Here is a 23,482-nt window from a genome sequence, read left to right on the forward strand (position 1 = left end):
GTCAGACCTCCTTCACAGCGGTGCTCTTCGCACCCGACAGCGCGCGGTCGTCGACCGAGGCCTGGACGGCGCCGCCGAGGCCCGAGAGCTTCGGGTTGGACAGGCGCTTCGACTTCGAGATCATGCTGACCAGCGGGTGGGTGACCAGGAAGACCACGACCAGGTCCAGCACGGTCGACATGCCGAGGGTGAACGCGAAGCCCTTCACCTGGCCGACGGCGAGCACGTACAGGATGGCCGCGGCGAGGAAGCTGACCATGTCCGCGGACAGGATCGTGCGCCGCGAGCGGACCCAGGCGCGCGGCACCGCGGACCGGAACGACCGGCCCTCGCGCATCTCGTCCTTCAACCGTTCGAAGAACACGACGAACGAGTCCGCGGTGATACCGATCGACACGATGAAACCGGCGATGCCCGCGAGGTCGAGGGTGAACCCGATCCAGCGGCCGAGCAGCACCAGCACCGCGTAGACGATCACACCGGACAGGACGAGCGACAGGATCGTCAGCACGCCGAGCAGGCGGTAGTAGAACAGGCAGTACACGAACACCAGCGCGAGGCCGATGCCGCCCGCGATCAGGCCGGCCTTCAGCGAGGCGAGGCCCAGCGTCGCGGACACGGTCTCAGCCTCGGAGGCCTCGAACGACAGCGGCAGCGAGCCGTACTTGAGCACGTTGGCGAGGCTGTTCGCCTCGGCCTGGGTGAACTTGCCGCTGATCTGCGTCGAACCGCCGAGGATGGGCTCGTTGATGTTCGGCGCGGACACGACCTGGGTGTCGAGCACGACGGCGACCTGCTGCGAGACGTTCGCCGAGGTGAACTTGCCCCACTTGTCGCCGCCCTCGCCCTTGAAGGTCAGGTCGACCACGAAGCCCGCGCCCTGCGGGTCGGTGCCGGACACCGCGTTGTCGATGTCCTCGCCGCTCAGCCGCGAGTACAGGCTGAAGTCGTCGTCCTTGACGCTGCCGTCGGTCGGCGGGGTGACCGGGGCCAGCACGTACTTCTCGGTGCGGTCCTGGTCGCAGGTCAGCAGCGGCAGCGCCGGGTCGTCGTTGCCGATCAGCGGGTCGACCGCGGGGCAGGTGAACGCGCCGAGCGCCTGCGACACGGTCTGCGCGTCCAGCGTGGTCAGCTGCGGGTCCTGCCGGCAGGTGCGGGACTCCTCGATCGCCTTGGTCGGGTCGTCGGAGTACTGGCCCTGGAACACCGCGCGGCAGTCGACCTGCGACTCGGCGGGCGGCTGCTCACCGGCGGGCGCGTTCGGGTCCACCGGCGCGTTCGGGTCCGCGGCGGGCGTCGTGGTCGCGGCCGGCGGGGTCGTCGTCTCCGGCTGGGCCTCGAACGCCGGGGCGGGGCGGCCCTGGGCGGTCGTGGTCGGCGCGGCGGAGCCGGCGGACTCGGTCGGCGCGGCCGAACCGGTCGTGGTCGGCACGGCCGAGCCCGACGCGGACGGCGTCGCGCTGTCGGACGGCGCGGGCTCCGGCGCGTTGGGCACCGGCGAGCCGATGACCTTGCGGAAGTTGAGCTTCGCCGTCTGGCCGAGGCGCTTGGCGCCCTCGCTGTCGGAGCCGGGGACCGTGATCACCAGGTTGGTGCCGTCCCGGATGACCTCGGGGCCGGCCACACCGAGACCGTTTACCCGGGTCTCGATGAGGGTACGTGCCTGGTTGAGGGACTCCTCCGAGGGCGTTTTCCCATCAGGAGCCCGGGCGGTCAGCGTGACACGGGTGCCACCCTGCAGGTCGATGCCGAGCTTGGGGGTCGCCTTGCCGTTCCCGGTGAAGAACACCAGGGAGTACAGCGCGACCACGATGAGGACAAATGCGCCCAGGTACTTCGCGGGGCGGATTTGCCCGGCCGGAGGTGCCACGGTCCGTCCGTCTCCTGATAGTTGACAAGGTCAGCGAGGCCGCAGCGTACCCCTGATGGTGTGAGCTGCGCGTCACTGCCTGGAGTCGGCACGTTGACAGTTGCCGGCTCCAGGCGAGGCCTCCACTGGTTACTCCTGGTTACTTCTTGCTCTCCTGCTGTGCGCGTTCGACGTCCGGGGTCTCGTCCACGACGTCGACGTCCTCGACGTCGTCCACGACCGCGTCGGACTCGGTGTCCACGACAACCTTCTCGCGGATGGCCTGACGCAGCCAAGTGGTGATGACACCGTCGGCGATCTCGAGCTCGATCGTGTTGTCGTCGTCGTTCACGCCGGCCACCGTCGCGTACAGCCCGGAGGTGGTCATGACCCGGTCACCCGGCTCCAGCGAGTTCAGCAGCGCCTGCTGTTCGGCGACGGCCCGCTTCTGCTTGCGGGCGCTGAGGAACAGCGGCACCGCGAGCAGCACGAGCAGCAGCGGGAACATCAAGGAGGACAGGTCCATCATTCTCCGATCAACCGGACGGGGCGGGTGCGATCAGCGCCCGGTACGTCCGAATTTCTGGGATGCCTCCGCCGATTGTGCCAGGTGAGTCATCCCGATCAGTCGGTGGCGTCGTCGAACAGGGATCGGGTCGCCTCCCCCGGCGCCCGGGGCGGCGGTTGCAGGCCGAGGTGCAACCAGGCCGTCGCGGTGGCGACCCGGCCACGCGGCGTGCGCGCCAGCATGCCCGCCCGGACCAGGTACGGCTCGCAGACCTCCTCGACCGTGGTGGGTTCCTCACCCACCGCGACGGCCAGCGTGGAGACGCCGACGGGTCCGCCGCCGAACGAACGGACCAACGCGTCCAGGACCGCCCGGTCCAACCGGTCCAGGCCCAGCTCGTCCACGTCGTAGACCTTCAGGGCGTCACGGGCGACCTCCAGGGTCACCGCGCCGTCCGCGCGCACCTCTGCGTAGTCCCGAACCCGCCGGAGCAGGCGGTTCGCGATGCGGGGCGTGCCGCGCGACCGGCCCGCGATCTCCCGGCCGCCGTCCTCGCGCAGGTCGACGCCGAGGATGCCGGCGGACCGGCGGATGATCAGTTCCAGCTCCTCGGGGCTGTAGAACTCCATGTGCCCGGTGAAGCCGAACCGGTCGCGCAGCGGCCCGGTCAGCGCGCCGGACCGGGTGGTGGCGCCGACCAGCGTGAACGGGGCGATGTCGAGCGGGATGCTGGTCGCGCCCGGCCCCTTGCCGACGACCACGTCGACCCGGAAGTCCTCCATCGCCAGGTACAGCATCTCCTCGGCGGGCCGGGCCATCCGGTGGATCTCGTCGATGAACAGCACGTCGCCCTCGACCAGGTTCGACAGCATCGCGGCCAGGTCGCCCGCGCGTTCGAGGGCGGGGCCGGAGGTGATGCGCAGCGACGCGCCCAGCTCGGCGGCGATGATCATGGCGAGGCTGGTCTTGCCCAGCCCGGGAGGCCCGGACAGCAGCACGTGGTCGGGGGGCGAGCCGCGTTGCATCGCGCCCTGCAGGACGAGTTCGAGCTGTTCGCGGACCTTCGGCTGGCCGACGAACTCGTGCAGGTCCTTCGGCCGCAGCGTGGTCTCGAGGTCCCGCTCGGTCGGGTCGGGCAGCGGGTTGAGGGTGTCGTCCTCGTCGAAGTTCATCGCTTGCGGCCCAGGGTGGCCAGGGAGCGGCGGAGGACCTCGGACGTGCCCAGCGCGCCGTCGGCGGCCAGCACGGCGTCCACGGCCTGCTCGGCCTGCTTGGCCGGGAAGCCGAGGCCGAGCAGCGCCTCGGTGACCTGGGTCCGGACGACCTGGCCGGTGTCGCCGGCGGCGGTCGGGGCGGCGGCGAGTTGGCCGACCTTGTCGCGCAGCTCGATGATCAGGCGCTCGGCGCCCTTGCGGCCGATGCCGGGCACCTGGGTGAGCACGGTGATGTTGCCCTCGGCGAGGGCGGCGCGCAGCTTGTCCGGCTCCAGCACGGCCAGCGTCGCCAACGCCAGCCGCGGCCCGATCCCGGACACGGTCTGGAGCAGGCCGAACAGCTCGCGGGCGTCGGTGTCGGCGAAGCCGAACAGGGTCAGCGAGTCCTCGCGCACCACGAGCGCCGTGGCCAGCTGGGTCTCTTCGCCGCGGCGCAGCGTGGCCAGCGTGGCGGGGGTGGCCTGCACGGCGTAGCCGATGCCGCCGACCTCGACGACGACGTGGTCGAGCCCGATGGACAGCACCTGCCCGCGCAGTGACGAGATCACTGGGTCTTCCCTCCGGTGTTCGCGGCCTCGGCCGACGCGACGTCGGTCGAGGCGACCTCCGCCGCCGCGGCCTCGGCCGGGACGGCTTCGGTCGAGACGGCCTCGCCCGAGACGGCCCTGGCCGACGTGGCTCCGGTCGACGCGGCCCTGGTCGAGACCGTCCTGGTCGAGACGGCCTTGGTCGAGACGGCCTTGGTCGAGACGGCCTTGGTCGAGACGGCCTTGGTCGAGACGGCCTTGGTCGACGCGGCCCCGGTCGGCGTGGCCGCCGCGGCCTTGGCCCGCGCCGTCGGCCGGGTGGCCGTCGGCGTGGCCGGTGCCTTCGCACCCGCCTGCGCCAGTCTCGCGCGGTGCGTCCGGGCGATCTCAGCCGCCCTCGCCTGCGCCTCCTCCAGGCGTGACCGCATGGGTGCGCGCCACAGGTGGCAGATGGCCAGCGCGAGCGCGTCGGCGGCGTCGGCGGGCTTCGGCGCGGTCTTCAGCCCGAGCAGCTTGGTGACCATGGCGGTGACCTGGGCCTTGTCCGCCCGGCCGGAGCCGGTGACGGCGGCCTTGACCTCGCTCGGCGTGTGGAACACGACCGGCAGGCCGCGGCGGGCCGCCGACAGCGCCACCACGCCGCCCGCCTGCGCGGTGCCCATCGCGGTGCGCACGTTGTGCTGGCTGAACACCCGCTCGATGGCCACCACCTGCGGCTCGTAGCGGTCGAGCCAGCGCTCGACCGCGTCGGAGAGCTGGAGCAGCCGCAGCGCCAGGTCCTCGTCCGCCGGCGTGCGCACCACGTCCACCGCGATCGGCCGCACCGTCCGGCCCGGACCGCCGTCGACCACCCCGAACCCGCACCGGGTCAGGCCGGGGTCGACTCCGAACACGCGCACGCTGGTCCTCTCAGCCGCTCAACCGCCGGTCAACGCCGACGAACACCAGTTCGAAACCTTAGAGGGTGATCACGACCACCGGCCCGGTGACACGCGCACAGCCCGGTCCGCCGACAGGCGCACCGCCCGGCTCGGTGAGCACGCGGACGGTGACGAAGAGGCACCCCCAGATCGACACAGCGTCACGGGGTCATTACAGTGGCTCGGTCAACTGATCGACTCCAGTGGCGGCATGAGCGGGGTGCCATGACCCTGAGGCGGTTCGGCGTCGTCTCCGGTGCCGTCTGCGCCCTGGTCTTCGGCCTCGTCTGCCTCGTCGTCTCCGGGGTGTTCGACCGGCCGACGTCCGTCGCGATCGACAAGCTCACCCAGCTGCTCGCCGCGTCCGCCGCGATGGTGTCGTACTGGCGGGCCGCGCGGGTGCGGCAGGGCGTGGCGCGGCGCTGGCGGCTGTGGATGGTCGCGGCCATGGCGAGCCTGGCCGTCGGGCTGGCCGTGTGGATCTGGGGCCAGGTGATCCTCGGGGTGGCGCTGCCCTCGTCCACGCTGGCGCCGATCGGGTTCATGCTCGTGCCGGGGCTGACGCTGTGCGCGATCCTGGTGCTGGCCCACGGCGGGTCGGGCAAGCTGCCGGGCCACCGCAGCAGGCTGGTCGTCGCGCTGGACGGGCTGATCGTGGTCGGCTCGCTGTTCGTGCTCACGTGGGTGTCGCTGCTGGAGTCGATGGTCCGCGCCTGGGCCACCTCCGGCCCCGGTTTCGCGACCGTGGTGGCGCACCCGGCGGCGTACCTGGTGATGCTGGTCGTGCTGCTGGTGTCCTCGTGGACGCACCGGTCGGTGCGGCAGCTGCCGGTGCTGTTCATCGCGCTGGCGGGCCTGGCGCAGTCCGGGTCGGGCTGGGTGTTCGCGTACCTGGTGAGCAAGGGCGCGACCGCCATCCCGACGGCCGCCGACATCGGGTTCATGGTGTGCCCGGCGTTGTTCTTCCTCAGCTCGATCGCGCCGGGCAACGCCGCGCGGGAACGGGTCGGCGCGGCCCGGCTGCGCGCGGGCGAGCTGCTGCACCTGCTGGTGCCGTACCTGCCGATGCTGGTCACGGGCCTGTTCATCGTGGTCGGCACGGCGACCGGCGTGCGGCTCAACCCGCTGGAGATCTACGTCGGGCTCGGCGTGGTGCTGCTGGTGATCGCGCGGCAGCTGCTGACCCTGATCGACAACGTGAAGCTGCTGGAGCAGCTGCGGGACAGCCGGGAACGGCTGCGGCACCAGGCCTACCACGACCCGTTGACCGGCGTGCCGAACCGCGCGCTGTTCCGGGAACGGCTGGACGCGGCGCTGGCCGGGACGTCGCCGGTGGTGGTGCTGTTCATCGACGTGGACGGGTTCAAGGACGTCAACGACAACTTCGGGCACGCCGAGGGCGACGCGGTGCTGCGGATCGTGGCGTCGCGGTTGCAGGCGTGCGTGCGGTCGCAGGACGTGGTGGCGCGGCTGGGCGGCGACGAGTTCGGCGTGCCGGTCGACGGCTACCCGCAGCCGCCGGAGGAGATCGGGCGGCGGGTGCTCGACGCGCTGGACGAGCCGCACCGCACGGCGAACGGCACGCACGTGATCCGCGCGTCGATCGGCATCTCGCACCGCGAGGGGTTCGACCCGTCGTTGAGCGCCGACGACCTGCTCGGCTCGGCGGACGCGGCGATGTACACGGCGAAGCGGCTCGGCAAGGGGATGGTCGTGGTGCACGGATCGGTGGAGGCGGAGCTGACGTGAACGCCGAGGACGTCATCGCGGCGCTGGGCCTGGTCGAGCTGCCGGTGGAAGGCGGGTGGTTCGGGCAGTCCTGGCGGTCGCCCGAGGCCTCCGCGATCTACTACCTGCTGCGGGAGGGCGAGTTCTCCGGCGTGCACAAGCTCGACCACCTGGAGGTCTACGCCTACCACCGCGGCGCGCCGCTGCGGATGCTGCTGCTGCACCCGGACGGCGCGGTGACCACGCCCGTGCTGGGGCCGGACCTCGCTGCGGGCCAGCGACCGCAGGTGGTGGTGCCCGCCGGGGTGTGGCAGGCCAGTGAGCCGGCCGGCGAGTGGTCGTTGGCCGGCACGGTCGTGGTGCCGCCCTACACCGACGACGTGGTCACCTTCGGCGAGGCCGACACCCTCGCGCCGCGCTACCCCTCGCACGCCGACCTGGTCCGCCGGCTCTGCCGCCGCTGACCGGCCGGCCCGGGGTCGGCCCGTCAACCGACCACCGACCGACCGGGGGCCGGTCAGCCCATCGTCTTCTGGCCGTCGATGGTCTCGCGGATGATGTCCGCGTGGCCGGCGTGCTGCGACGTCTCGGCGATCAGGTGCAGCACCACGCGGCGGACGGTCCACGTGGCGCCCTGCTCGAACCACGGCGCGACGGGCAGCGGGTGGGCGGTGTCCAGGTCCAGCTCCTCCAGCAGCCGCTCGGTCTTCGCCGCCGTCTCCTCGTAGTCCGCGAGCAGCCCGGCCAGCGTCTCGTGCTCGAGCATCCGGAAGCCGTTCACCCAGTCCGACTGGACGCTCTCCATCAGCTCCGCGCCGCCGACCGCGAAGCGCATCCACGCCTCTTCCACGGTGCGGACGTGCTTGATGAGGCCACCGAGGGAGAGCTCGCTCGCCGTGGGCGTCTGCCGCGCCTGCTCGTCGCTCATCCCGCGCACCGTGACGCGGAGGAACTCGCGGTGCCTGGTCAGGCTCGACCGCAGGTCGGTGAGTTCGGTCGAGAGGGTCGCGGTGGTGCTCATGGTGGTTCTGCCTTCCGTTGCGGTGATGAGACCACCCTATGAGGCATTGCGGACAACTTCCGCCCTCGATGCCGCTCCACGGTGAAGTCCACTCCTTCGAATTACGCTCGGCCCGTGGACCTCCCCGTGATGCCGCCGGTGCGGCCGATGCTCGCCAAGGCCGTGCACGCGGTGCCGCGCGAGCCCGGGCTCGTCTTCGAGCCGAAGTGGGACGGGTTCCGGTGCGTGGTGTTCCGCGACGGCGACGAGCTGGAGCTCGGCTCACGCAACGACCGGCCGTTGACCAGGTACTTCCCCGAGGTGGTCGAGGCGCTGTCGGCGGGGTTGCCGCCGCGGTGCGTGGTGGACGGCGAGATCGTCATCGTCACGCCCGAGGGATTGAGCTTCGACCTGCTGCAACTGCGGCTGCACCCGGCCGCGTCGCGGGTGCGCAAGCTGGCCGTCGACACGCCCGCCGGGTTCGTCGCGTTCGACCTGCTCGCGCTGGGCGACCGGGACCTGACCGGCACGCCGTTCGGCGAACGCCGGCGGCTGCTCGAAGGCGTGCTGGCCGACGTGCCGGGGGTGTACCTGACGCCCGCGACGGACGACCCCGACCAGGCCGAGGACTGGTTCACCCGGTTCGAGGGCGCGGGGTTCGACGGGGTGGTGGCCAAGCGGACCGACCTGGCCTACGAGCAGGACAAGCGGGTGATGTGGAAGGTCAAGCACGAGCGGACGGCCGACTGCGTGGTGGCCGGGTACCGGCCGCACAAGGACGGGGTCGGGGTCGGCTCGCTGCTGCTCGGGCTGTTCGACGACGCCGGGGCGCTGCACCACGTCGGCGTGGCCAGCAGCTTCACCGCCGCGCGCCGCCGCGAGCTGGTGGAGGAGTTGGCGCCCTACCGGCGGGACGCGCTGGTCGGGCACCCGTGGGCGGAGTGGGCCTCGATCGACGCGGCCACGCCGGGCGCGCAGAGCCGGTGGAACCCGACCAAGACGCTGACCTGGGAGCCGCTGCGGCCGGAACTGGTCGCCGAGGTGCGCTACGAGCACCTCCAGGCACGGCGGTTCCGGCACACGAGCAGGCTGGTCCGCTTCCGCCCGGACCGCGCCCCCGAGTCGTGCACGTACGCGCAGCTCGAAGAAGTCGCGCCCGCGGAGCTGCGGGAGCTGTTCGGGAAGTAGGACGGGACCTGTCCCACCCGTCGGGCGTCCGGTGGAGGCGTTGAAGCTGGAGCAGGTGCTGCCGGCCCGGCTGCGGCGGCGGGTGGGCGCGCTGGGCGCGGCGACGTCGCCGGTGGTGCCGGGAGCCGACGGGGTCACCGTGGACCCCGAGCACCTGACCGTGCCGGTGTCACGTCGAGCCGCTGCACCTGGTGCCGTCCGGCCGGCGCCGGCACCTGGTGGCGTTCGACGACCCGGCGGCCTACCTGATCGGCCGGGCGGTCAGTTCAGGCTGAGGATGCTCGCGTTCAACGCGGTCGCGAAGCCCACCCAGGCCAGGTACGGCACGAGCAGCACCGCGGCGAGCCGGTGCTTGCGGCCGAACACGACGATCAGCGCGACGATCGAGACGAGCAGCGCGATGATGTCGGCCAGCGCCAGGCCGTAGCGCCCGGCGGCGAAGAACAACGGCGTCCAGGCGGCGTTGAGGACCAGTTGGACGGCGAACAGGACGAGTTCCCGGCTCGCGCCGTGCCGCTTCCAGAACAGCCAGCCGGACAGCGCGATCATCACGTACAGCGCCGTCCACACCGGGCCGAACAGCCAGGACGGCGGCGCCCACGACGGCGTGCGCAGCGCCTCGTACTCCGCCGAGGAGGAGACCGCCGCCAGGGAGCCGATGACGGCGGTCGCGGCGACGGCGGCGGCGAACACCGCCAGTCCGGCCAGGGGTCGTCGTACCGACAGGTGTGCCATGTGCCAAGGCTAGGAAGGGCGGGCGCGGTCCGCATGACGGACCGCGGCCCGGGGGTCGGCCTCGCCGGGCCGCGAGGGCGGGGCGCCGGCGCTCAGTCGGCCGCCTCGGCCGCCTGCCGGCAGGCGGCGACGAGCTGCGGCCACCGGCCCGCCCGGTCCCGGTTGATGGACAGCGGCGACGGGTGGGGCGCGTTGAACACCTTCAGCTTGTGGCCGCGGCCGGACAGCGTCCAGCCGGTGCCGGCGGGCCTGCCCAGCACGACGACCGCCTTGAGCGCGGTCAGCATCCGCAGCAGCTCCACCAGGTACGGCACCGCCGCCCGCAGGTCGGCGGGCGACGGCTCGCGGTTGGCGAGGTACCAGGGCACCACGTTCCAGCTCAGGCTCACCCGCCGGGACAGGCCCGCCTCGGCCATCGCGGCGAACACGTTGGCGGCGGTCGGGTCGTCGTTGTCCGGCGAGTTGAGGCCCGAGCCCGACGACGCGGACCCGGGCGACTCCAGCAGCAGCAGGACCTTGGCGTTCACGCCGCCGCTCGCCGGGTCGAACAGCGGCACGTCGGCCTTGCGCTCGGTGGCGATGCGCTGCGCGAACTCCGTCAACTTCGCCAGGTGGGGCGCTTTGAGCAGAGCCATCTTCCGAGCGACGACCACGGGGTTCCGGTGTGCCCTCGGGGTGGAGGGGAAGACGTCCATGGGCGCTAGCGTTCCCGTCTTGATCAGGCACTACCATCCGCCGTCCGGGCGGCGCACCGGGAGGATCGCGCCGGCGTCAGGCGAAGTGGGTGCGGGGCCGCTCCTCCAGCACGCCGTCGACGTAGGTGTCGACCTTCTCGTTGTAGAACGCGACCAGGCCCGTGACCTGCCTGCTCTCCGGCAGCGGGTTGCGGTAGCCCCAGACGACGTTCTCGTGCGTCTGCTCGCCGACCACCACCGACCAGTACTCGGCGGTCCCCTTGTACGGGCAGCTGGTCCGCAGGTCCGTCGGCCGCAGCAGGTCCAGGCGGACGTCGGTCATCGGCAGGTAGTAGCGGGCGGGCAGCCCGGTCTCGAACAGGATCACCGGCCGGTGCGAGTTCGCGACCTCGACGCCGCCGACCTCCACCCGGATGTGCCTGCTGCTGGGCAGCGCGTCGACCCTGGTGTACGGGTCGCGCGGGTGGACGTAGACCGGCTCGTCCTCCTCGAACCACTCGTCCATCGCGTCCCAGTCCAGCCGGACCAGGTCGCGCAGCGCCTCCAGCGGCGAGTCCGGGTACCGCAGCCCCGCGCCCGCCGCCGACGCCGAGCCGGTCTTCACGTCGAGCAGCTCGCCGTTGCCCCGGCTGGGCGAGCGCTTCACCTCGCCCGTGGGCGCCAGGTCGGCCCGGACGTCCTCCGCCGGGAAGTAGTACGTGGGGTAGTACGGCTTCTCCCACACCAACACCGGTCGTGTGGTGTCCACGACCAGTTCGCCCGCCAGGTAGGCCCGGACCCGCTTGGTCCCGGTCTCCACCCGCACGCGTCCGCGTTCCGCAGCACTCATGATTCCGAAAGTACGCCCGAGCGCGGCACGCCGGGAGGCGACCCGTTTCTCCGGTGTTGCCGAACGTCCCGCGGTGTCGCCCGACCCGGGTCGTGGACCCGGCGCGACCGTCGAACCCGTTGCGCCGGGCGGCCGAGCGCCGGTTCGCCCGCTCGCCGGCGGTGCGGCCGGCTAGGCTCGGCCGGTGCTCGAGGTGGTGGACAACGGGTCGGCGCCGCGTCTGGTCGTCTTCGACCTGGACGGGACGCTCTACCCGCGCGAGCTGTACACCGGGCTGGTGCTGGACGTGATCGGCGCGATGTTCGTGGAGTTGCGGGGTGAGCCGCCCGACCGCGCCGCGCGCGAGGTGGCGGAGCTGCGCGAGCTGATGCGCACCGACTGGTCGCGCACCTCGGCCACCGCGTTCGTCCTCGCCCACGGCGTCGGCGTGGACCAGTGGCGCGAGTACCGCGACGCGCACCTGTCGATCGCGGACGGCGTCCGGCCCGACGAGCGGGTGGTGCGCGAGCTGGCGCGGCTGCGCGCGGTGGTGCCCATCGCGTTGCTCACCAACAACACCACCGGCGCGGCGGAGGCGATCCTCGACCGGATCGGGGTCGGCGCGCGCGGCTTCACCGCCGTGGTGAGCGCGGACGACGTGGGAGGCAGGCCGAAGCCCGACCCCGGCGCGTTCCGCGTGGTGCTGGAGCGGTTCGGCGTCGACGCCCGCCACGCGTGGGGCGTGGGCGACCGCTACGACATCGACATCAAGCCGCTGCGCGAGCTGGGAGGGGCGGGGATCGCGGTCGACGGACCGGCCGACCTGCCGGCGGCGGTCGACCACCTCGTCGGGCTCCTCTCCTCGGGGTGAGTCCTAAGGCGACACCGCCCCCAGTCGCGAGGTCTGCTCGGCGCGGGCCGCGCCGATCGACGCCGCCAGGTCACGGGTCTCCGGGTCCGCGCCGCTGTCCTGCTCGCCGCGGGCCAGCAGCGCCGACTGATCCAGGTGCTCGCGCAGCTTCGCGGGCAGGCCGGTCGGGTCCAGGCGCAGGCCCGCCAGGTCCACCTCCGACACCAGGCCGGGCATCTGGTGCCCGGCGTGCGGGTTCTCGTCCGACAGCCCGGCCCGCGCGCGCAACCGCTTGAGCTGGACCAGTTCCTCCTCGTGCGACACCTTCAGCTCCGCCGCGAGGGGCGCGAGCCCGGGTGGCGCGAGGGCGAGCGCGGGCAGCAGCTGCTCGTTCATCGGGATCATCAGCTGGATCCACGCGGTGTCGGTGGCGTTGAACGGGGACGCCTCCGCCGGTGGCGCCGGGGTCGGAGCCGGCGCGCACGCGGCCAGGATCAGCAGCGCGGCACCCCAGAGCACCCGAAGGCGCCCCGGGGTGGACGGGATCGTCGTCACCGCGGCAGCCGGTAGTCAGGCCCGAGGGCGGCGCCCCGTTGCGGCTTGTACTGGTCGTACCCGCGCGGGTCGCACTGCAGGCCGCCGTTGACGCAGTGGCTGACCAGCGCCTGCAACGTGGGCGCGTCCCACGCGTTCATGAAGTCGTAGTGCCAGGTGTAGCCGCGCCCGCTGGCCAGCCGCACGCGCGACATGTCGCCCGACACCGGGAACGCGATCTTGAACTCCAGCATCGGCACGGGCACCGGGTGCGTGGACGGGCACACCAGGGTCGCCCGGTCCGGGTACGCCATGTGCGACTTGTGGTCCGCCGAGTCGAGGTCGCGCCCGTTCCAGCAGCTCGGCGCCTGGTAGCGGACGTTGAGCTGGGTGCCCGGCGGGCAGTAGGACGGGAAGTCCCAGTTGTGGGAGCTGTTGCCGCACTCCCAGCCCTCGACCGCGCCGGGCGCGGTGCGGAACTGGTCCTGCGTCGCGGTGGGGCTGCCCACCACGAACCGGATCCCGGCCGGGAACGACCGGACCTCCTGGTACTTCAGGATGCCGGACTTGTAGTAGATGACCTGCGGGAAGTCGGGCACGATCAACTGGTCGCCGTTGTAGAGCGACGGGAACCAGTACGCCGACTTGTCGTCCGGGGTCTTGCAGTTGGTCTGCCCGGTCTTCAGCGACGCGTTGGTGCTGCTCGCGTTGGTGGAGTTGTTGCCCAGGAACGTGTGCATGTGCGACGCGCCGGGCAACCCGGGGAAGACGATCGGGTCGTCCGGCCGGTGCACCGTGACCGAGCAGTTGGCCTGGAACTCGTGGTGCGTGACCAGCTCATCGGCCTGGGCCGGTTGGGTGACGACCGCCAGGACGCTCGTCAGTAGGCCGACCGCAGCGGTCGCGGCCAGCGCGCGGAGTTTTCGGGACACCTTTGTCCTCCTGCCGACGTGGGGAACGTGGCTGGGAGAGCGCTCTCCCAAATGAGGTTGCCCGCCCGTGACCGAGGTGTCAAGAGGGCGGTCATTGACAGATCCGTAGTCGGTTCGTAACACTTCGAGCCGGGTTGAGAGAGCGCTCTCCCGCACCTCGATCCGACAATCCCGGCAGGAGACGCCATGTACCGCCTCCGATCCGCCAGCAGAGTGCTCGCCACGCTGCTGGGGTCCGCGCTGCTCGTGGGACTCGCAGTCGTCCCCGGCACCGCGAACGCCGCACCCGTGCTGCTCTCCCAGGGCAAGCCGGCCACGGCGTCCTCGACCGAAGGCGCGGGCACGCCCGCGTCGGCGGCCGTGGACGGCAACGCCGGCACCCGGTGGGCCAGCGCGTGGAGCGACCCGCAGTGGCTGCGGGTGGACCTCGGCGCCACCTCGGCCCTCAGCCGCGTCGAGCTGGACTGGGAGGCCGCGTACGCGACCTCGTTCCAGGTCCAGGTCTCCGACGACGGCGCCACCTGGACCCCGGTCCACACCACGACCGCCGGCACCGGCGGCAAGCAGGGATTCACCGTCACCGGCTCCGGCCGGTACGTCCGCGTGCACGGCACCCAGCGCGCCAACGGCTACGGCTACTCGCTGTGGGAGTTCCGCGTCTACGGCACCCAGGGCGACACTCCCCCGCCCGGCACGGGCGTGCACGTCACCGGCTCCCAGGGCAACTGGCAGCTCATGGTGGACGGCCGGCCGTGGACGGTGAAGGGCCTCACCTGGGGCCCGCCGGCGGCGGACGCGGCCCGGTACATGCCGGAGCTGAAGTCCATGGGCGTCAACACGTTGCGCACCTGGGGCACCGACGCCACCACCAAGCCGCTGCTGGACGCCTCGGCGGCCAACGGCATCAAGGTGATGGCCGGGTTCTGGTTGCAACCGGGCGGCGGCCCCGGCTCGGGCGGCTGCGTCAACTACGTCACCGACGCCACCTACAAGAACGACATGATGACCACGATCAAGCAGTGGGTCACCACCTACAAGGACCACCCCGGCGTGCTCATGTGGAACGTCGGCAACGAGTCCATCCTCGGCCTGCAGAACTGCTACTCCGGCGCCGAGCTGGAGAACCAGCGCGTCGCGTACGCCAAGTACGTCAACGAGGCCGCGCGCGCCATCCACGCCATCGACACCAACCACCCGGTCACCAACACCGACGCGTGGACCGGCGCCTGGACCTACCTCAAGGCGCACGCGCCCGACCTCGACCTGTACTCGGTGAACTCCTACGGCAACGTGTGCCAGGTCCGGCAGGACTGGGTCAACGGCGGCCACACCAAGCCCTACATCCTCACCGAGGCCGGTCCGGCCGGCGAGTGGGAGGTGCCCAACGACGTCAACGGCGTGCCGAGCGAGCCGACGGACGTGCAGAAGCGGGACGGCTACACGCGGGCGTGGGAGTGCATCACCGGCCACACCGGCGTGTCGTTCGGTGGCACGCTGTTCCACTACGGCACGGAGTACGACTTCGGCGCGGTGTGGTTCAACCTGACCCCGGCGGGCAAGAAGCGGCTCTCGTTCTACGCGGTGCAGCGGGCGTTCGGCGGCGCGACGCCCGCCAACACCCCGCCGGTGATCAGCGCGATGAACCTGCCCACCAGCGTCGCGGCGGGCGCGCAGCTGACCATCGACGTGGCCGCGAGCGACCCGAACGGCGACGCGATCGCCTGGTCGGCGGCGTTCAACAGCAAGTACATCGACAACAGCGGCGGCCTGGGCTTCACGCCCGTGCAGGTCGACGGCAACCGGCTCACCGTCACCGCGCCCGACCGGCTCGGGGTGTGGAAGGTGTACGTGATGGCCGAGGACGGCCGGGGCAACATCGGCATCGAGACGAAGTCGGTGCGGGTCGTCGCGCCGCAGCCGGCGGGCGTGAACGTGGCCCGGGGCAAGGCGGCCACGGCCTCGTCCTACCAGCAGGTGGGCGACGGCGCGCCGTTCCCGCCATCGAACGCGGTGGACGGCAACGCGGGCACCCGCTGGGCCACCGACTGGTCCGACCCGCAGTGGCTGCGGGTCGACCTGGGCGCGGTGACCACGTTCCAGCACGTGCAGCTGGTGTGGGAGGGCGCGTACGGCCGGGCGTACGAGATCCAGGTGTCCGACGACGGCACGACCTGGCGCTCGGTGTACGGCACGACGACCGGCAACGGGGGCGTCGACTCGATCGACGTCACCGCGACCGGCCGGTACGTGCGGCTGCACGCCACGCAGCGCGGCACCGGGTGGGGTTACTCGCTCTACGAGCTCGGCGTCTACCGGCGCTGACGGGGAAGGGCGGAGGGCCGGCGGGAGCACGTCCCCCGGCCCTTCCGCCGTCGGCTCGTGCGCCGACACCCGCCGGCAACGCCACGGGCTCGAAGCGGGCACGCTCCCCTCCCCCTCAGCCGACAAGCCGCACACCGGCACCGGCACCGGCACCGGCACCGGCACCGATGTACAGACAGACGCACAGACAGACGCAGACGGGCAAGACCGAAGGGCCGGAGGGCTCACGTCCCCCGGCCCTTCGGCCGTCGCGCCACCGGGTGCGGCCACTCCGGTGACGGTGCGCGGCTGAAGGGCGTGCCGCGGGAGTCCCGCCGCACGCCCCCCAGCCGCCCGATCAGCTGCCGCGGACGCGGCGAATCGTGTCCCGGTACCACAGCGCGCTGCTCTTCAGGGTGCGGACCTGGGTGTCGTAGTCCACGTGCACCAGGCCGAACCGCTTGTCGTAGCCGTAGGACCACTCGAAGTTGTCCATCAGGGACCACGCGAAGTAGCCGCGCACGTCCGCGCCCGCCGTCCGCGCCTTGGCCACGGCCGCGATGTGCGAGTCCAGGTACGCGGTGCGGTCGTCGTCCCGCACGAACCCGGACTCGTCGGCCTCGTCGTCGAACGCCGCACCGTTCTCCGTGATGACCATCGGCACGCCGGGGTAGTCCTCGCCGATCTGCACCAGCAGGTTGGTGAAGCCCTCGGGGACGATCTCCCAGTCCATCGCGGTGACCGGGCGGCCGTAGCGGACCTCCCGGCAGACCGGCACGCCGTCGGCGTCCTCGGTGTTGCCCGCCTCGTCCACGCCGGAGAACTTGGAGCTGGAGTAGTAGTTCACGCCCAGCACGTCGATCGGCTGCTTGATGATCTCCAGGTCGCCCGGCTCCACGGGGATCTCCACCCCGCGCGCGGACAGGTCCGCCACCACGTCGGCCGGGTACTCGCCGCGCACCAGCGGGTCGAGGTAGATCCGGCGGGACAGGCCGTCCGCCCGGCGGGCCGCGTCGTGGTCGGCCGCGCTGTCGGTGGCGGGGCTGGCGTGGCTCATGTTCAGCGTGATGCCGAACTCCATGGGCTCCCCGGCCGCCTCGCGCATCCGCTGCGTGGCCAGGCCGTGGCCGAGCAGCAGGTGGTGCACGGCGTGGATGGCGGCGCCGAAGTCCTGCCTGCCGGGCGCCTGGCGGCCCTCGTAGTAGCCGAGCATCGCCGAGCACCACGGCTCGTTGAGCGTGGTCCAGTTGCGCACCCGGTCCGACAGCGCGTCGAACACGAGCATCGAGTAGTCGGCGAACCGGTAGGCGGTGTCGCGGACCGGCCAGCCGCCCGCGTCCTCCAGCTCCTGCGGCAGGTCCCAGTGGTAGAGCGTGACCCACGGGTCGATGCCCTTGGCCAGCAGCTCGTCCACCAGCCGGTCGTAGAACGCCATGCCGGGCGCGTTGACCGGGCCCTTGCCGCCCGGCTGCACGCGCGGCCAGGCGACGGAGAACCGGTAGGTGTCCACGCCGAGGGAGCCGATCAGCGCGACGTCCTCGGGCATCCGGTGGTAGTGGTCGCACGCGACGTCGCCGTTGTCGCCGTTGTGCACCATGCCGGGCGTGCGGCAGTAGGTGTCCCAGATGGACGGTCCGCGACCGTCCTCCTCATGAGCTCCCTCGATCTGGTACGCGGAAGTCGCCACGCCCCAGCGGAACGAGGCGGGCAGGGTGTCGATCGCGGGGTCGAGCCCGACGGTCGACGCCGTGGTGTCGGTTGAACTCTCCACTTGGGGAAACTCCTCTGGAGGTCGGAACCCGTTGTCGTGAACGGGATCACAGCCCGTGGTCGTGAACGGGGTGCAGCCAGCAGGCCACGGTGCGGTCGGCGGGCCCCTCGTGGGTCGTGTGGTTCTTCTCGGGGGGAACGCCCAGCACCGGGACCTCCACACCGCAACGCTCCATTGCGTGCGGACAACGTGGGTGGAACGCGCAGCCCGCGGGCATGGCGCGCAGGTCGGGCGGTGAGCCGGGGATGCCGGTCAGCTCGCGCTTCGGCCCGCGCAGGGCGGGGAACGAGTTGAGCAGGCCGTGGCTGTAGGGGTGCAGCGGGTCCCGGTAGAGGTCGGCCGAGGCCGCCTCCTCCACGATCCGGCCGCCGTACATGATCGCGATCCGGTCGGAGAACTCGACCAGCAGCGACAGGTCGTGGGTGATGAAGACGACCGAGAACCCGAGGCGCTCGCGCAGCTCGACGAGCTGGCGCAGGATCTGCCGCTGCACCACCACGTCCAGCGCGGTGGTCGGCTCGTCCATGATGACGACCTTCGGCTCCAGCGCCAGCGCCATGCCGATCATCACGCGCTGCCGCATGCCGCCGGAGAGCTGGTGCGGGTAGCTGTCCAGCCGGTCGGCGGAGATGCCGACCAGGTGCAGCAGCTCGCGCGCCCGGGCCAGCCGGGACGCGCTGCTGCCGCGCGGGTCGTGCGCCTTGATCACGTCGGTGAGCTGGGTGGAGATCCGGTGCACCGGGTTGAGCGAGTTCATCGCGCCCTGGAAGACGATCGCCGTCTCCGCCCACCGGAACCTGCGCAGCTCCGGGTGGGTCATCCGGAGCACGTCCACCGGGTCGCCGCCGTCGGGGTGGTACCGCACCTCGCCGCTGGTGATCACGCCCGGCGGCGGGAGGAGCCTGGTGAGGCCGTAGGCCAGGGTGGACTTGCCGCTGCCGCTCTCGCCCGCGAGGCCGAGGACTTCGCCCCGGTGCAGCGTGAGGTCCACGTCGCGGATGGCGTGCACGGCCTCGTCGCCGAGCCCGTAGTCCACGTTCAGGCCGCGGATCTCCAGCACCGCGTCGGTCACGGCGTCTCCCTTCCCTCGGACCGGGCCTTCGTCGCGAGCACGGGCGTGAAGCCGACGCGCATCCGGACCGTGTGGCCGTCGGCGGTCTTGACGTTGGTCTTGCCGCCGCCGCGCAGCCGCGGGCTGACGAACTCGTCGATGCCGAAGTTCACCAGCGACAGCGCGGTGCCCAGCAGCGCGATGGCCAGGCCCGCGGGGACGAACCACCACCACGCGCCCTGCGCGAGGGCCTGCTGGCTCTGCGCCCAGTACAGGACCGTGCCCCAGTTCCAGTCGCCGCCCGCGCCGATGCCGATGAACGCCAGCGTGATCTCCAGGGTCACCGCGAAGATGACCGTGCCGACGAAGCCGGAGGCGATGACCGCGGTGAGGTTCGGCAGGATCTCGAACAGGATGATCCGCGACGACTTCTCGCCGGTCGCCCGCGCGGCCTCCACGTAGTCGCGCCCGCGCAACGACAGCGTTTGCGCGCGCAGCACCCGGGCGCCCCAGGCCCACGACGTGAGGCCGATGACCAGGGCGATGGTGAGCGTGCCGGTCTCCGGCAGGGTCGACGTGATGATGATCATCAGCGGCAGCGCCGGGAGCACCAGGAACACGTTCGACAGCGCGGAGAGCACCTCGCTGCCCGCGCCGGCCAGGTAGCCGGACGTGACGCCGACCAGGATCGACAGGATCGTGGCCACGATGCCCGCGACGAACCCGACGACCATGACGCTGCGCGTGCCGACCAGGACCTGGCTGAAGATGTCCTGGCCGAGGTGGGTGGTGCCGAACCAGTGCGCGGCCGACGGCCCTTGGAGCAGGTCGTTGCTGCGCCCCGACGGGTCGTACGGCGCGATCCACGGCCCGATGACCGCGACCAGGGCGAAGAAGCCCAGGATGACCAGGCCGACGGTGGCCTTGGGGTTGGCCACGAACCGCAGCCTGCGGCGCTTCACCGGCGCCGCGACCGGGGTGGCGGTCCCGGTGGTGGGTACCACGGTCACGGCTCAGCCCTCCCGTCGGGTGCGCGGGTCGAGCGCGAGGTAGGCCACGTCGGCGAGGAAGTTCGCCAGCAGCACGGACAGCGTGATGATCAGGAAGATCCCCTGCATGAGCGGGTAGTCCTTGGCGCCGACGGCCTGGAACAGCTGCAAGCCGAGACCCGGGTAGGAGAACACGATCTCCACCAGCAGCGTGCCGCCGACGATGAAGCCGAGCGACAGCGCGAAACCGGAGACGTTGGGCAGCAGCGCGTTGCGCGCCGCGTAGGACACCATCACGCGCCGGTCGGACAGGCCCTTGGCGTGCGCGACGGTCACGTAGTCCTCGGAGGCCACCGTCACCATCATGTTGCGCATGGACAGGATCCAGCCCGCCATGGACGAGATCAGGATGGTGAAGGCGGGCAGGATGCCGTGCCGCAGCACGCTGCCGATGAACTGCAGGTCCGGGTTGGGCACCAGGCCGTTGTCGTAGGCGCCGGAGGCCGGGAAGAAGCTGTCCGGGCCGGTCAGCAGCGCGATGGCGATCAGGCCGAGCCAGAAGTACGGGATGGACGACACGAACGTGGTCACCGGGATGAGCGCGTCGGCCCACGAGCCGCGCCGCCAGCCGATGCCCGTGCCCAGGGCCGTGCCGATGAGGAACCCCAGGACGGTGGTGATGCCGACCAGGCCCAGCGTCCACGGCAGGCCGTCGCCGAGCACCTGCGACACCGGTGACGGGAAGTAGGTGAACGACAGGCCGAGGTCGCCGCTGAGCAGCTGGCCCAGGTAGGTGAAGTACTGCTCGACCAGGCTCGCGTCCTTGTCGAGCCCGAACAGCACGTACAGCGACTGCACGGCCTCGCTGGTCATCTGGCCGCGCGACCGGGTGATCAGCGCCTGCACCGGGTCGCCGGGGATGACGCGCGGGATGAAGAAGTTGATGGTGATCGCGGCCCACGCGGTGAACAGGTAGAACGCGATCCGCTTGAGGAGGTAGCTCACGACACCCCCTCGACCGGGCGCAGCTTCACCTTGTCCGCGTCCGACAGGCCGGCGTCGTAGAGCCAGCACGCCGCGAAGTGCCCGTCGCCGTCGCCGATGGCGAACCGCGGCGGCACCTTCCGCGCGCAGACCTCCATCGCGTACGGGCACCGCGGGTTGAACCGGCAGCCCGTCGGCGGGTTGATCAGCGACGGCGGCTCGCCCGTGCCGCCGTCCTTCTCCTGAGCGGCGGGCCGGTCGGGGTCCGGCGCGGAGTCGATCAGGAGTTGGGTGTACGGGTGCGCGGGCCGTTGGGTGACGGTCTCGCTGTCGCCGCCCTCGACCACCCGCCCGGCGTACATCACGAACGTCTCGTCGGCGAAGTAGCGGGCCGACGCGATGTCGTGGGTGATGTAGAGGATCGCGAGGTGCAGGCGTTCCTTGAGGTCGCGCAACAGGTTCAGCACGCCGAGCCGGATGGAGACGTCCAGCATCGACACGGGCTCGTCGGCCAGCAGCACCTCGGGGTCGGCGCCGAGGGCGCGCGCGATGGCCACGCGCTGGCGCTGGCCGCCGGACAGCTCGTGCGGGAACTTGTCCACGTACCGCTCGGGCGGGGTGAGCTGCACGCGGGTGAGCAGGTGGGCCAGCGCCTCCTCCAGCTCCTGCGGCGTCTTGCCCGCGTTGCCGTGGATCTTCAGCGCGCGGGTGAGGTGGTAGCGCACGGTGTGCACGGGGTTCAGCGAGGCGAACGGGTCCTGGAAGATCATCTGGACGCGCTTGCTGTACGCCCGGAAGCGCCTGCCGCCCTTGGCGTCGACCGGCTCGCCGCGCAGCCGGATCGAGCCGGCGGTCTGGGGGTAGAGCTGCGCCAGCAGGCGGGCCACCGTCGACTTGCCCGAACCGGACTCGCCGACCAGCGCGGTGACCCGGCCGCGGTGCAGCCTGAGCGTCACGTCCTCGACCGCGCGCACCGAGCGCGCGGTCCGGGACAGCAGCTCTCGCCCGCGCTTGCGGACCGGGAAGTGCTTGGTCAGGCCGTCGGCCTCCAGGACCACTTCAGTGGTCCCGGAGGCCGACGGTGGAGTGCTCGTCGTCATGCGGCCGGCTTCAGGTGCAGGACGACGTCGAGCGCGTTCTCCAGCGTGGGCTGCAGCGGCGCGTACTGGTTGGACTCGTCGGGCCAGCCCACCCAGTTCTTCGTGCTGTACTGGCCGCCCGCGTTGGCCGCGGAGGTGATGGCGACCGGCATGTCGCGCACGTGGATCTGCTGGATCTTGTGCAGCGCCGCGGTGCGCGCCGCGTCGTCGGCGGCGTTGGCGTACTCGTTGAGCAGCGCGGTCGCCTCGGGGTTCTCGTAACGGCCGTAGTTGCCGTTGATGCCGCCCTCGCCGATCGGCTTGTACAGCGCGCCGTTCATGATGTTCTCGTAGATGTCGTACGGCGTCGGACCGTTGTTGGTCCAGTGCAGCGCGGCCTGGAAGTCACCGGTGTCCAGCGCCTTGCTCCACGCGTCGGCGTTCGGCAGGTCGACGGTCGCCTCGATGCCGATCTTGGACACGTTGTCCTTGATGATCTCGAGGTTCGTCACGTAGTCCGACCAGCCGGACGGCACGGTCATCTTCAGCGTGACGGGCTTGCCCGTCGGGTCCACCAGCTTCTCGCCCTGGAACGTGAAGCCGGCCGCGGCCAGTTCCTTCTTCGCGCCGTCGACGTCGACGTTGACGATCTTGCTCTTGAACTCCGGCGCGATGTAGGAGTCGCCGGCGGGCGTCGGGATGCCGGTGATGTTGTCGACCTTCGGGTAGAAGTACCCGGCCTCGCCCTGGGTGAAGATGTCGTCGCGGTTGATCACCATGTTGACCGCGCGGCGCAGCGCGGCGTTGTCCCACGGCGCGACCTTGGTGTTGAACCACAGGCCGTGGATGCCGAGCACCGGCGGGAAGTAGAGCTTGTAGTGCTCCGGGTCCTTCGAGGTGTAGACGGCCTCGTAGTTCGGGATGAACACGAAGCTCCACTCGGCCGCGCCGGTGGCCAGCGCGGTGGTCTGCGCGTTGTTGTCGCTGTAGGAGGTGTAGCGGACCTCCTTGACCTTCGGCAGTTCCTGCCAGTACGAGTCGCGCACGGTCAGCGTGACGGTCTGCGGCGTGAACGTCTTGAGCGTGTACGGGCCGCTGCCGACGGGGTTCTTGAGCGTGTCCGTGCTCGGGTTCTCGATCGTCGACCAGATGTGCTTGGGCACGATCAGCTGCTCGAGGATCTTCTTCTGGTTGACGAACTGCGACCTCGGGAAGCCGACCTCGACCTTGCTGCCCGACGCGGTGATCGTGTCGTAGGGCACGGAGTCGACGTTCAGGCCGGGGTTCTTCTTCAGCAGCTCGAAGGTGAACGCCACGTCCTCGGCGGTCAGCGGCTTGCCGTCCGACCACGTCGCGCCGTCGCGGATGGTCAGGCTCAACTTGTGGAAGTTGTCCGACCACTCCCACTCCGTCGCCAGCCACGGCTTGGCCTTGTCCGCCGGCTTGGTCTCGTTGACCATGGCCAGCGGCTCGAAGAGCAGCCGGCGGTAGCCGAGCGAGCTGGCCGCGGACGTGTTCAGGAACGGGTTGTTGTTCTCGGTCTGCGGACCGTTCGGCATGCCGACGTTCAGCACGCCTTCGTTCGTGCTGTTCGCGCCGGGGTTCGAGGTCGAACAGGCTGCCGAGAACAGCAGTGCTGCCGCGACGGCGAGGGCGGACGTTCGCCTGAGTCGCATGGGTTCTCCTTGTCGGGCGGGGGAAGGGCGAGCGCTCGGGAGTGCGGGCCGCGGGTGCCATCGCGGCTGGGACGCCGGGGGGCGTCCTCGTGTCGTTGCAGACTCAACCCCGGTGAGCCAAGTCACGTCAATCACGAACAGGT

At 71.4% G+C, this 23,482-nt stretch carries 21 protein-coding genes and 2 pseudogenes; 6 read left to right on the forward strand and 17 right to left on the reverse strand.

The genetic code is table 11. The features are described from left to right. Nucleotide 1: 1 nt before the first annotated feature. From secD to ruvC, 5 genes and pseudogenes are all read right to left on the reverse strand, one after another. Nucleotides 2–1,870 carry a protein translocase subunit SecD gene (gene secD / locus EDD40_RS10920; RefSeq protein WP_123742803.1) on the reverse strand — a complete coding sequence of 623 codons (1,869 nt, stop codon included), beginning with the start codon at nucleotides 1,868–1,870 and terminating at the stop codon, nucleotides 2–4. A gap of 139 nt (nucleotides 1,871–2,009) precedes the next feature. Beyond that, nucleotides 2,010–2,375, reverse strand: coding sequence for a preprotein translocase subunit YajC (yajC, locus tag EDD40_RS10925; protein WP_123747939.1), 366 nt, complete (start codon nucleotides 2,373–2,375; stop codon nucleotides 2,010–2,012). Between the two features lie 98 nt (nucleotides 2,376–2,473). After that, a complete protein-coding gene (gene ruvB, locus EDD40_RS10930) occupies nucleotides 2,474–3,529 on the reverse strand; it encodes a Holliday junction branch migration DNA helicase RuvB (protein ID WP_123742804.1) in 1,056 nt (351 codons plus the stop codon). Then, entirely contained in the window at nucleotides 3,526–4,119 is a 594-nt protein-coding gene (gene ruvA, locus EDD40_RS10935; protein ID WP_123742805.1) for a Holliday junction branch migration protein RuvA, read from the reverse strand. The genes ruvB and ruvA overlap by 4 nt, the downstream gene beginning before the upstream one ends. Nucleotides 4,120–4,418: 299 nt before the next feature. Further along, nucleotides 4,419–4,997, reverse strand: a pseudogene (gene ruvC / locus EDD40_RS10940) (crossover junction endodeoxyribonuclease RuvC); the annotation flags it as partial. 246 nt (nucleotides 4,998–5,243) lie between these two features. Here ruvC and EDD40_RS10945 point away from each other — a divergent pair. Together EDD40_RS10945 and EDD40_RS10950 are read left to right on the forward strand one after the other, a co-directional pair. Next, nucleotides 5,244–6,767 (forward strand): GGDEF domain-containing protein, encoded by a 1,524-nt coding sequence (locus tag EDD40_RS10945; protein WP_123742806.1) that lies wholly within the window; start codon nucleotides 5,244–5,246, stop codon nucleotides 6,765–6,767. Continuing rightward, nucleotides 6,764–7,210, forward strand: a complete 447-nt coding sequence (locus EDD40_RS10950; RefSeq protein ID WP_123742807.1) for a cupin domain-containing protein — start codon at nucleotides 6,764–6,766, stop codon at nucleotides 7,208–7,210. Before EDD40_RS10945 ends, EDD40_RS10950 begins: the two co-directional genes overlap by 4 nt. 53 nt (nucleotides 7,211–7,263) lie before the next feature. On the opposite strand, the gene EDD40_RS10955 is transcribed toward EDD40_RS10950, so the two are convergent. Then, nucleotides 7,264–7,767, reverse strand: coding sequence for a DinB family protein (locus EDD40_RS10955; protein WP_123742808.1), 504 nt, complete (start codon nucleotides 7,765–7,767; stop codon nucleotides 7,264–7,266). Between the two features lie 114 nt (nucleotides 7,768–7,881). Here EDD40_RS10955 and EDD40_RS10960 point away from each other — a divergent pair, with 114 nt between their 5' ends. Further along, the gene (locus tag EDD40_RS10960; RefSeq protein ID WP_211348142.1) at nucleotides 7,882–8,934 is read left to right on the forward strand and encodes an ATP-dependent DNA ligase; all 1,053 of its coding nucleotides are present in this window, start codon (nucleotides 7,882–7,884) and stop codon (nucleotides 8,932–8,934) included. Nucleotides 8,935–8,977: 43 nt separating this feature from the next. Next, nucleotides 8,978–9,164 (forward strand): annotated as a pseudogene (locus EDD40_RS43410) (helix-turn-helix transcriptional regulator); the annotation flags it as partial. Between the two features lie 31 nt (nucleotides 9,165–9,195). Here EDD40_RS43410 and EDD40_RS10965 read toward each other — a convergent pair. From EDD40_RS10965 to EDD40_RS10975, 3 genes are all read right to left on the reverse strand, one after another. Beyond that, nucleotides 9,196–9,669, reverse strand: coding sequence for a TspO/MBR family protein (locus tag EDD40_RS10965; RefSeq protein WP_123742809.1), 474 nt, complete (start codon nucleotides 9,667–9,669; stop codon nucleotides 9,196–9,198). Nucleotides 9,670–9,761: 92 nt separating this feature from the next. After that, entirely contained in the window at nucleotides 9,762–10,304 is a 543-nt protein-coding gene (locus EDD40_RS10970; RefSeq protein WP_170185026.1) for a uracil-DNA glycosylase, read from the reverse strand. 136 nt (nucleotides 10,305–10,440) lie between these two features. After that, complete coding sequence (locus tag EDD40_RS10975) at nucleotides 10,441–11,193, reverse strand: DUF427 domain-containing protein (protein WP_123742811.1); 753 nt, start codon at nucleotides 11,191–11,193, stop codon at nucleotides 10,441–10,443. A gap of 184 nt (nucleotides 11,194–11,377) precedes the next feature. Here EDD40_RS10975 and EDD40_RS10980 point away from each other — a divergent pair, with 184 nt between their 5' ends. Further along, nucleotides 11,378–12,043, forward strand: coding sequence for an HAD family hydrolase (locus EDD40_RS10980; RefSeq protein WP_123742812.1), 666 nt, complete (start codon nucleotides 11,378–11,380; stop codon nucleotides 12,041–12,043). 3 nt (nucleotides 12,044–12,046) lie between these two features. Here EDD40_RS10980 and EDD40_RS10985 read toward each other — a convergent pair whose 3' ends face one another. Beyond that, the gene (locus tag EDD40_RS10985) at nucleotides 12,047–12,577 is read right to left on the reverse strand and encodes a DUF305 domain-containing protein (RefSeq protein ID WP_148088757.1); all 531 of its coding nucleotides are present in this window, start codon (nucleotides 12,575–12,577) and stop codon (nucleotides 12,047–12,049) included. Continuing rightward, entirely contained in the window at nucleotides 12,574–13,488 is a 915-nt protein-coding gene (locus tag EDD40_RS10990) for a DUF1996 domain-containing protein (protein WP_123742814.1), read from the reverse strand. The genes EDD40_RS10985 and EDD40_RS10990 overlap by 4 nt, the downstream gene beginning before the upstream one ends. A gap of 186 nt (nucleotides 13,489–13,674) precedes the next feature. Between EDD40_RS10990 and EDD40_RS10995 the strand changes: the two genes are divergently transcribed. Beyond that, nucleotides 13,675–15,810, forward strand: a complete 2,136-nt coding sequence (locus EDD40_RS10995; protein WP_123742815.1) for a discoidin domain-containing protein — start codon at nucleotides 13,675–13,677, stop codon at nucleotides 15,808–15,810. 337 nt (nucleotides 15,811–16,147) lie between these two features. Here the strand turns inward: EDD40_RS10995 and EDD40_RS11000 are convergent, their stop codons facing one another. From EDD40_RS11000 to EDD40_RS11025, 6 genes are read right to left on the reverse strand one after another with little or no spacing between them, the layout of a single operon-like run. Continuing rightward, on the reverse strand, nucleotides 16,148–17,560 hold the full coding sequence (locus EDD40_RS11000) for a GH1 family beta-glucosidase (RefSeq protein WP_123742816.1): 1,413 nt from the start codon (nucleotides 17,558–17,560) through the stop codon (nucleotides 16,148–16,150). 46 nt (nucleotides 17,561–17,606) lie between these two features. Then, nucleotides 17,607–18,632, reverse strand: coding sequence for an ABC transporter ATP-binding protein (locus EDD40_RS11005; protein ID WP_123742817.1), 1,026 nt, complete (start codon nucleotides 18,630–18,632; stop codon nucleotides 17,607–17,609). Continuing rightward, complete coding sequence (locus EDD40_RS11010; protein ID WP_123742818.1) at nucleotides 18,629–19,621, reverse strand: ABC transporter permease; 993 nt, start codon at nucleotides 19,619–19,621, stop codon at nucleotides 18,629–18,631. The genes EDD40_RS11005 and EDD40_RS11010 overlap by 4 nt, the downstream gene beginning before the upstream one ends. Nucleotides 19,622–19,624: 3 nt before the next feature. After that, complete coding sequence (locus EDD40_RS11015; RefSeq protein ID WP_123742819.1) at nucleotides 19,625–20,605, reverse strand: ABC transporter permease; 981 nt, start codon at nucleotides 20,603–20,605, stop codon at nucleotides 19,625–19,627. Next, complete coding sequence (locus tag EDD40_RS44775) at nucleotides 20,602–21,684, reverse strand: ABC transporter ATP-binding protein (RefSeq protein WP_123742820.1); 1,083 nt, start codon at nucleotides 21,682–21,684, stop codon at nucleotides 20,602–20,604. Before EDD40_RS44775 ends, EDD40_RS11015 begins: the two co-directional genes overlap by 4 nt. After that, a complete protein-coding gene (locus EDD40_RS11025; RefSeq protein ID WP_123742821.1) occupies nucleotides 21,681–23,339 on the reverse strand; it encodes an ABC transporter substrate-binding protein in 1,659 nt (552 codons plus the stop codon). Before EDD40_RS11025 ends, EDD40_RS44775 begins: the two co-directional genes overlap by 4 nt. Nucleotides 23,340–23,482 lie beyond the last annotated feature (143 nt).

This window comes from Saccharothrix texasensis (assembly GCF_003752005.1).
Classification (GTDB): Bacteria; Actinomycetota; Actinomycetes; order Mycobacteriales; family Pseudonocardiaceae; genus Actinosynnema; species Actinosynnema texasense.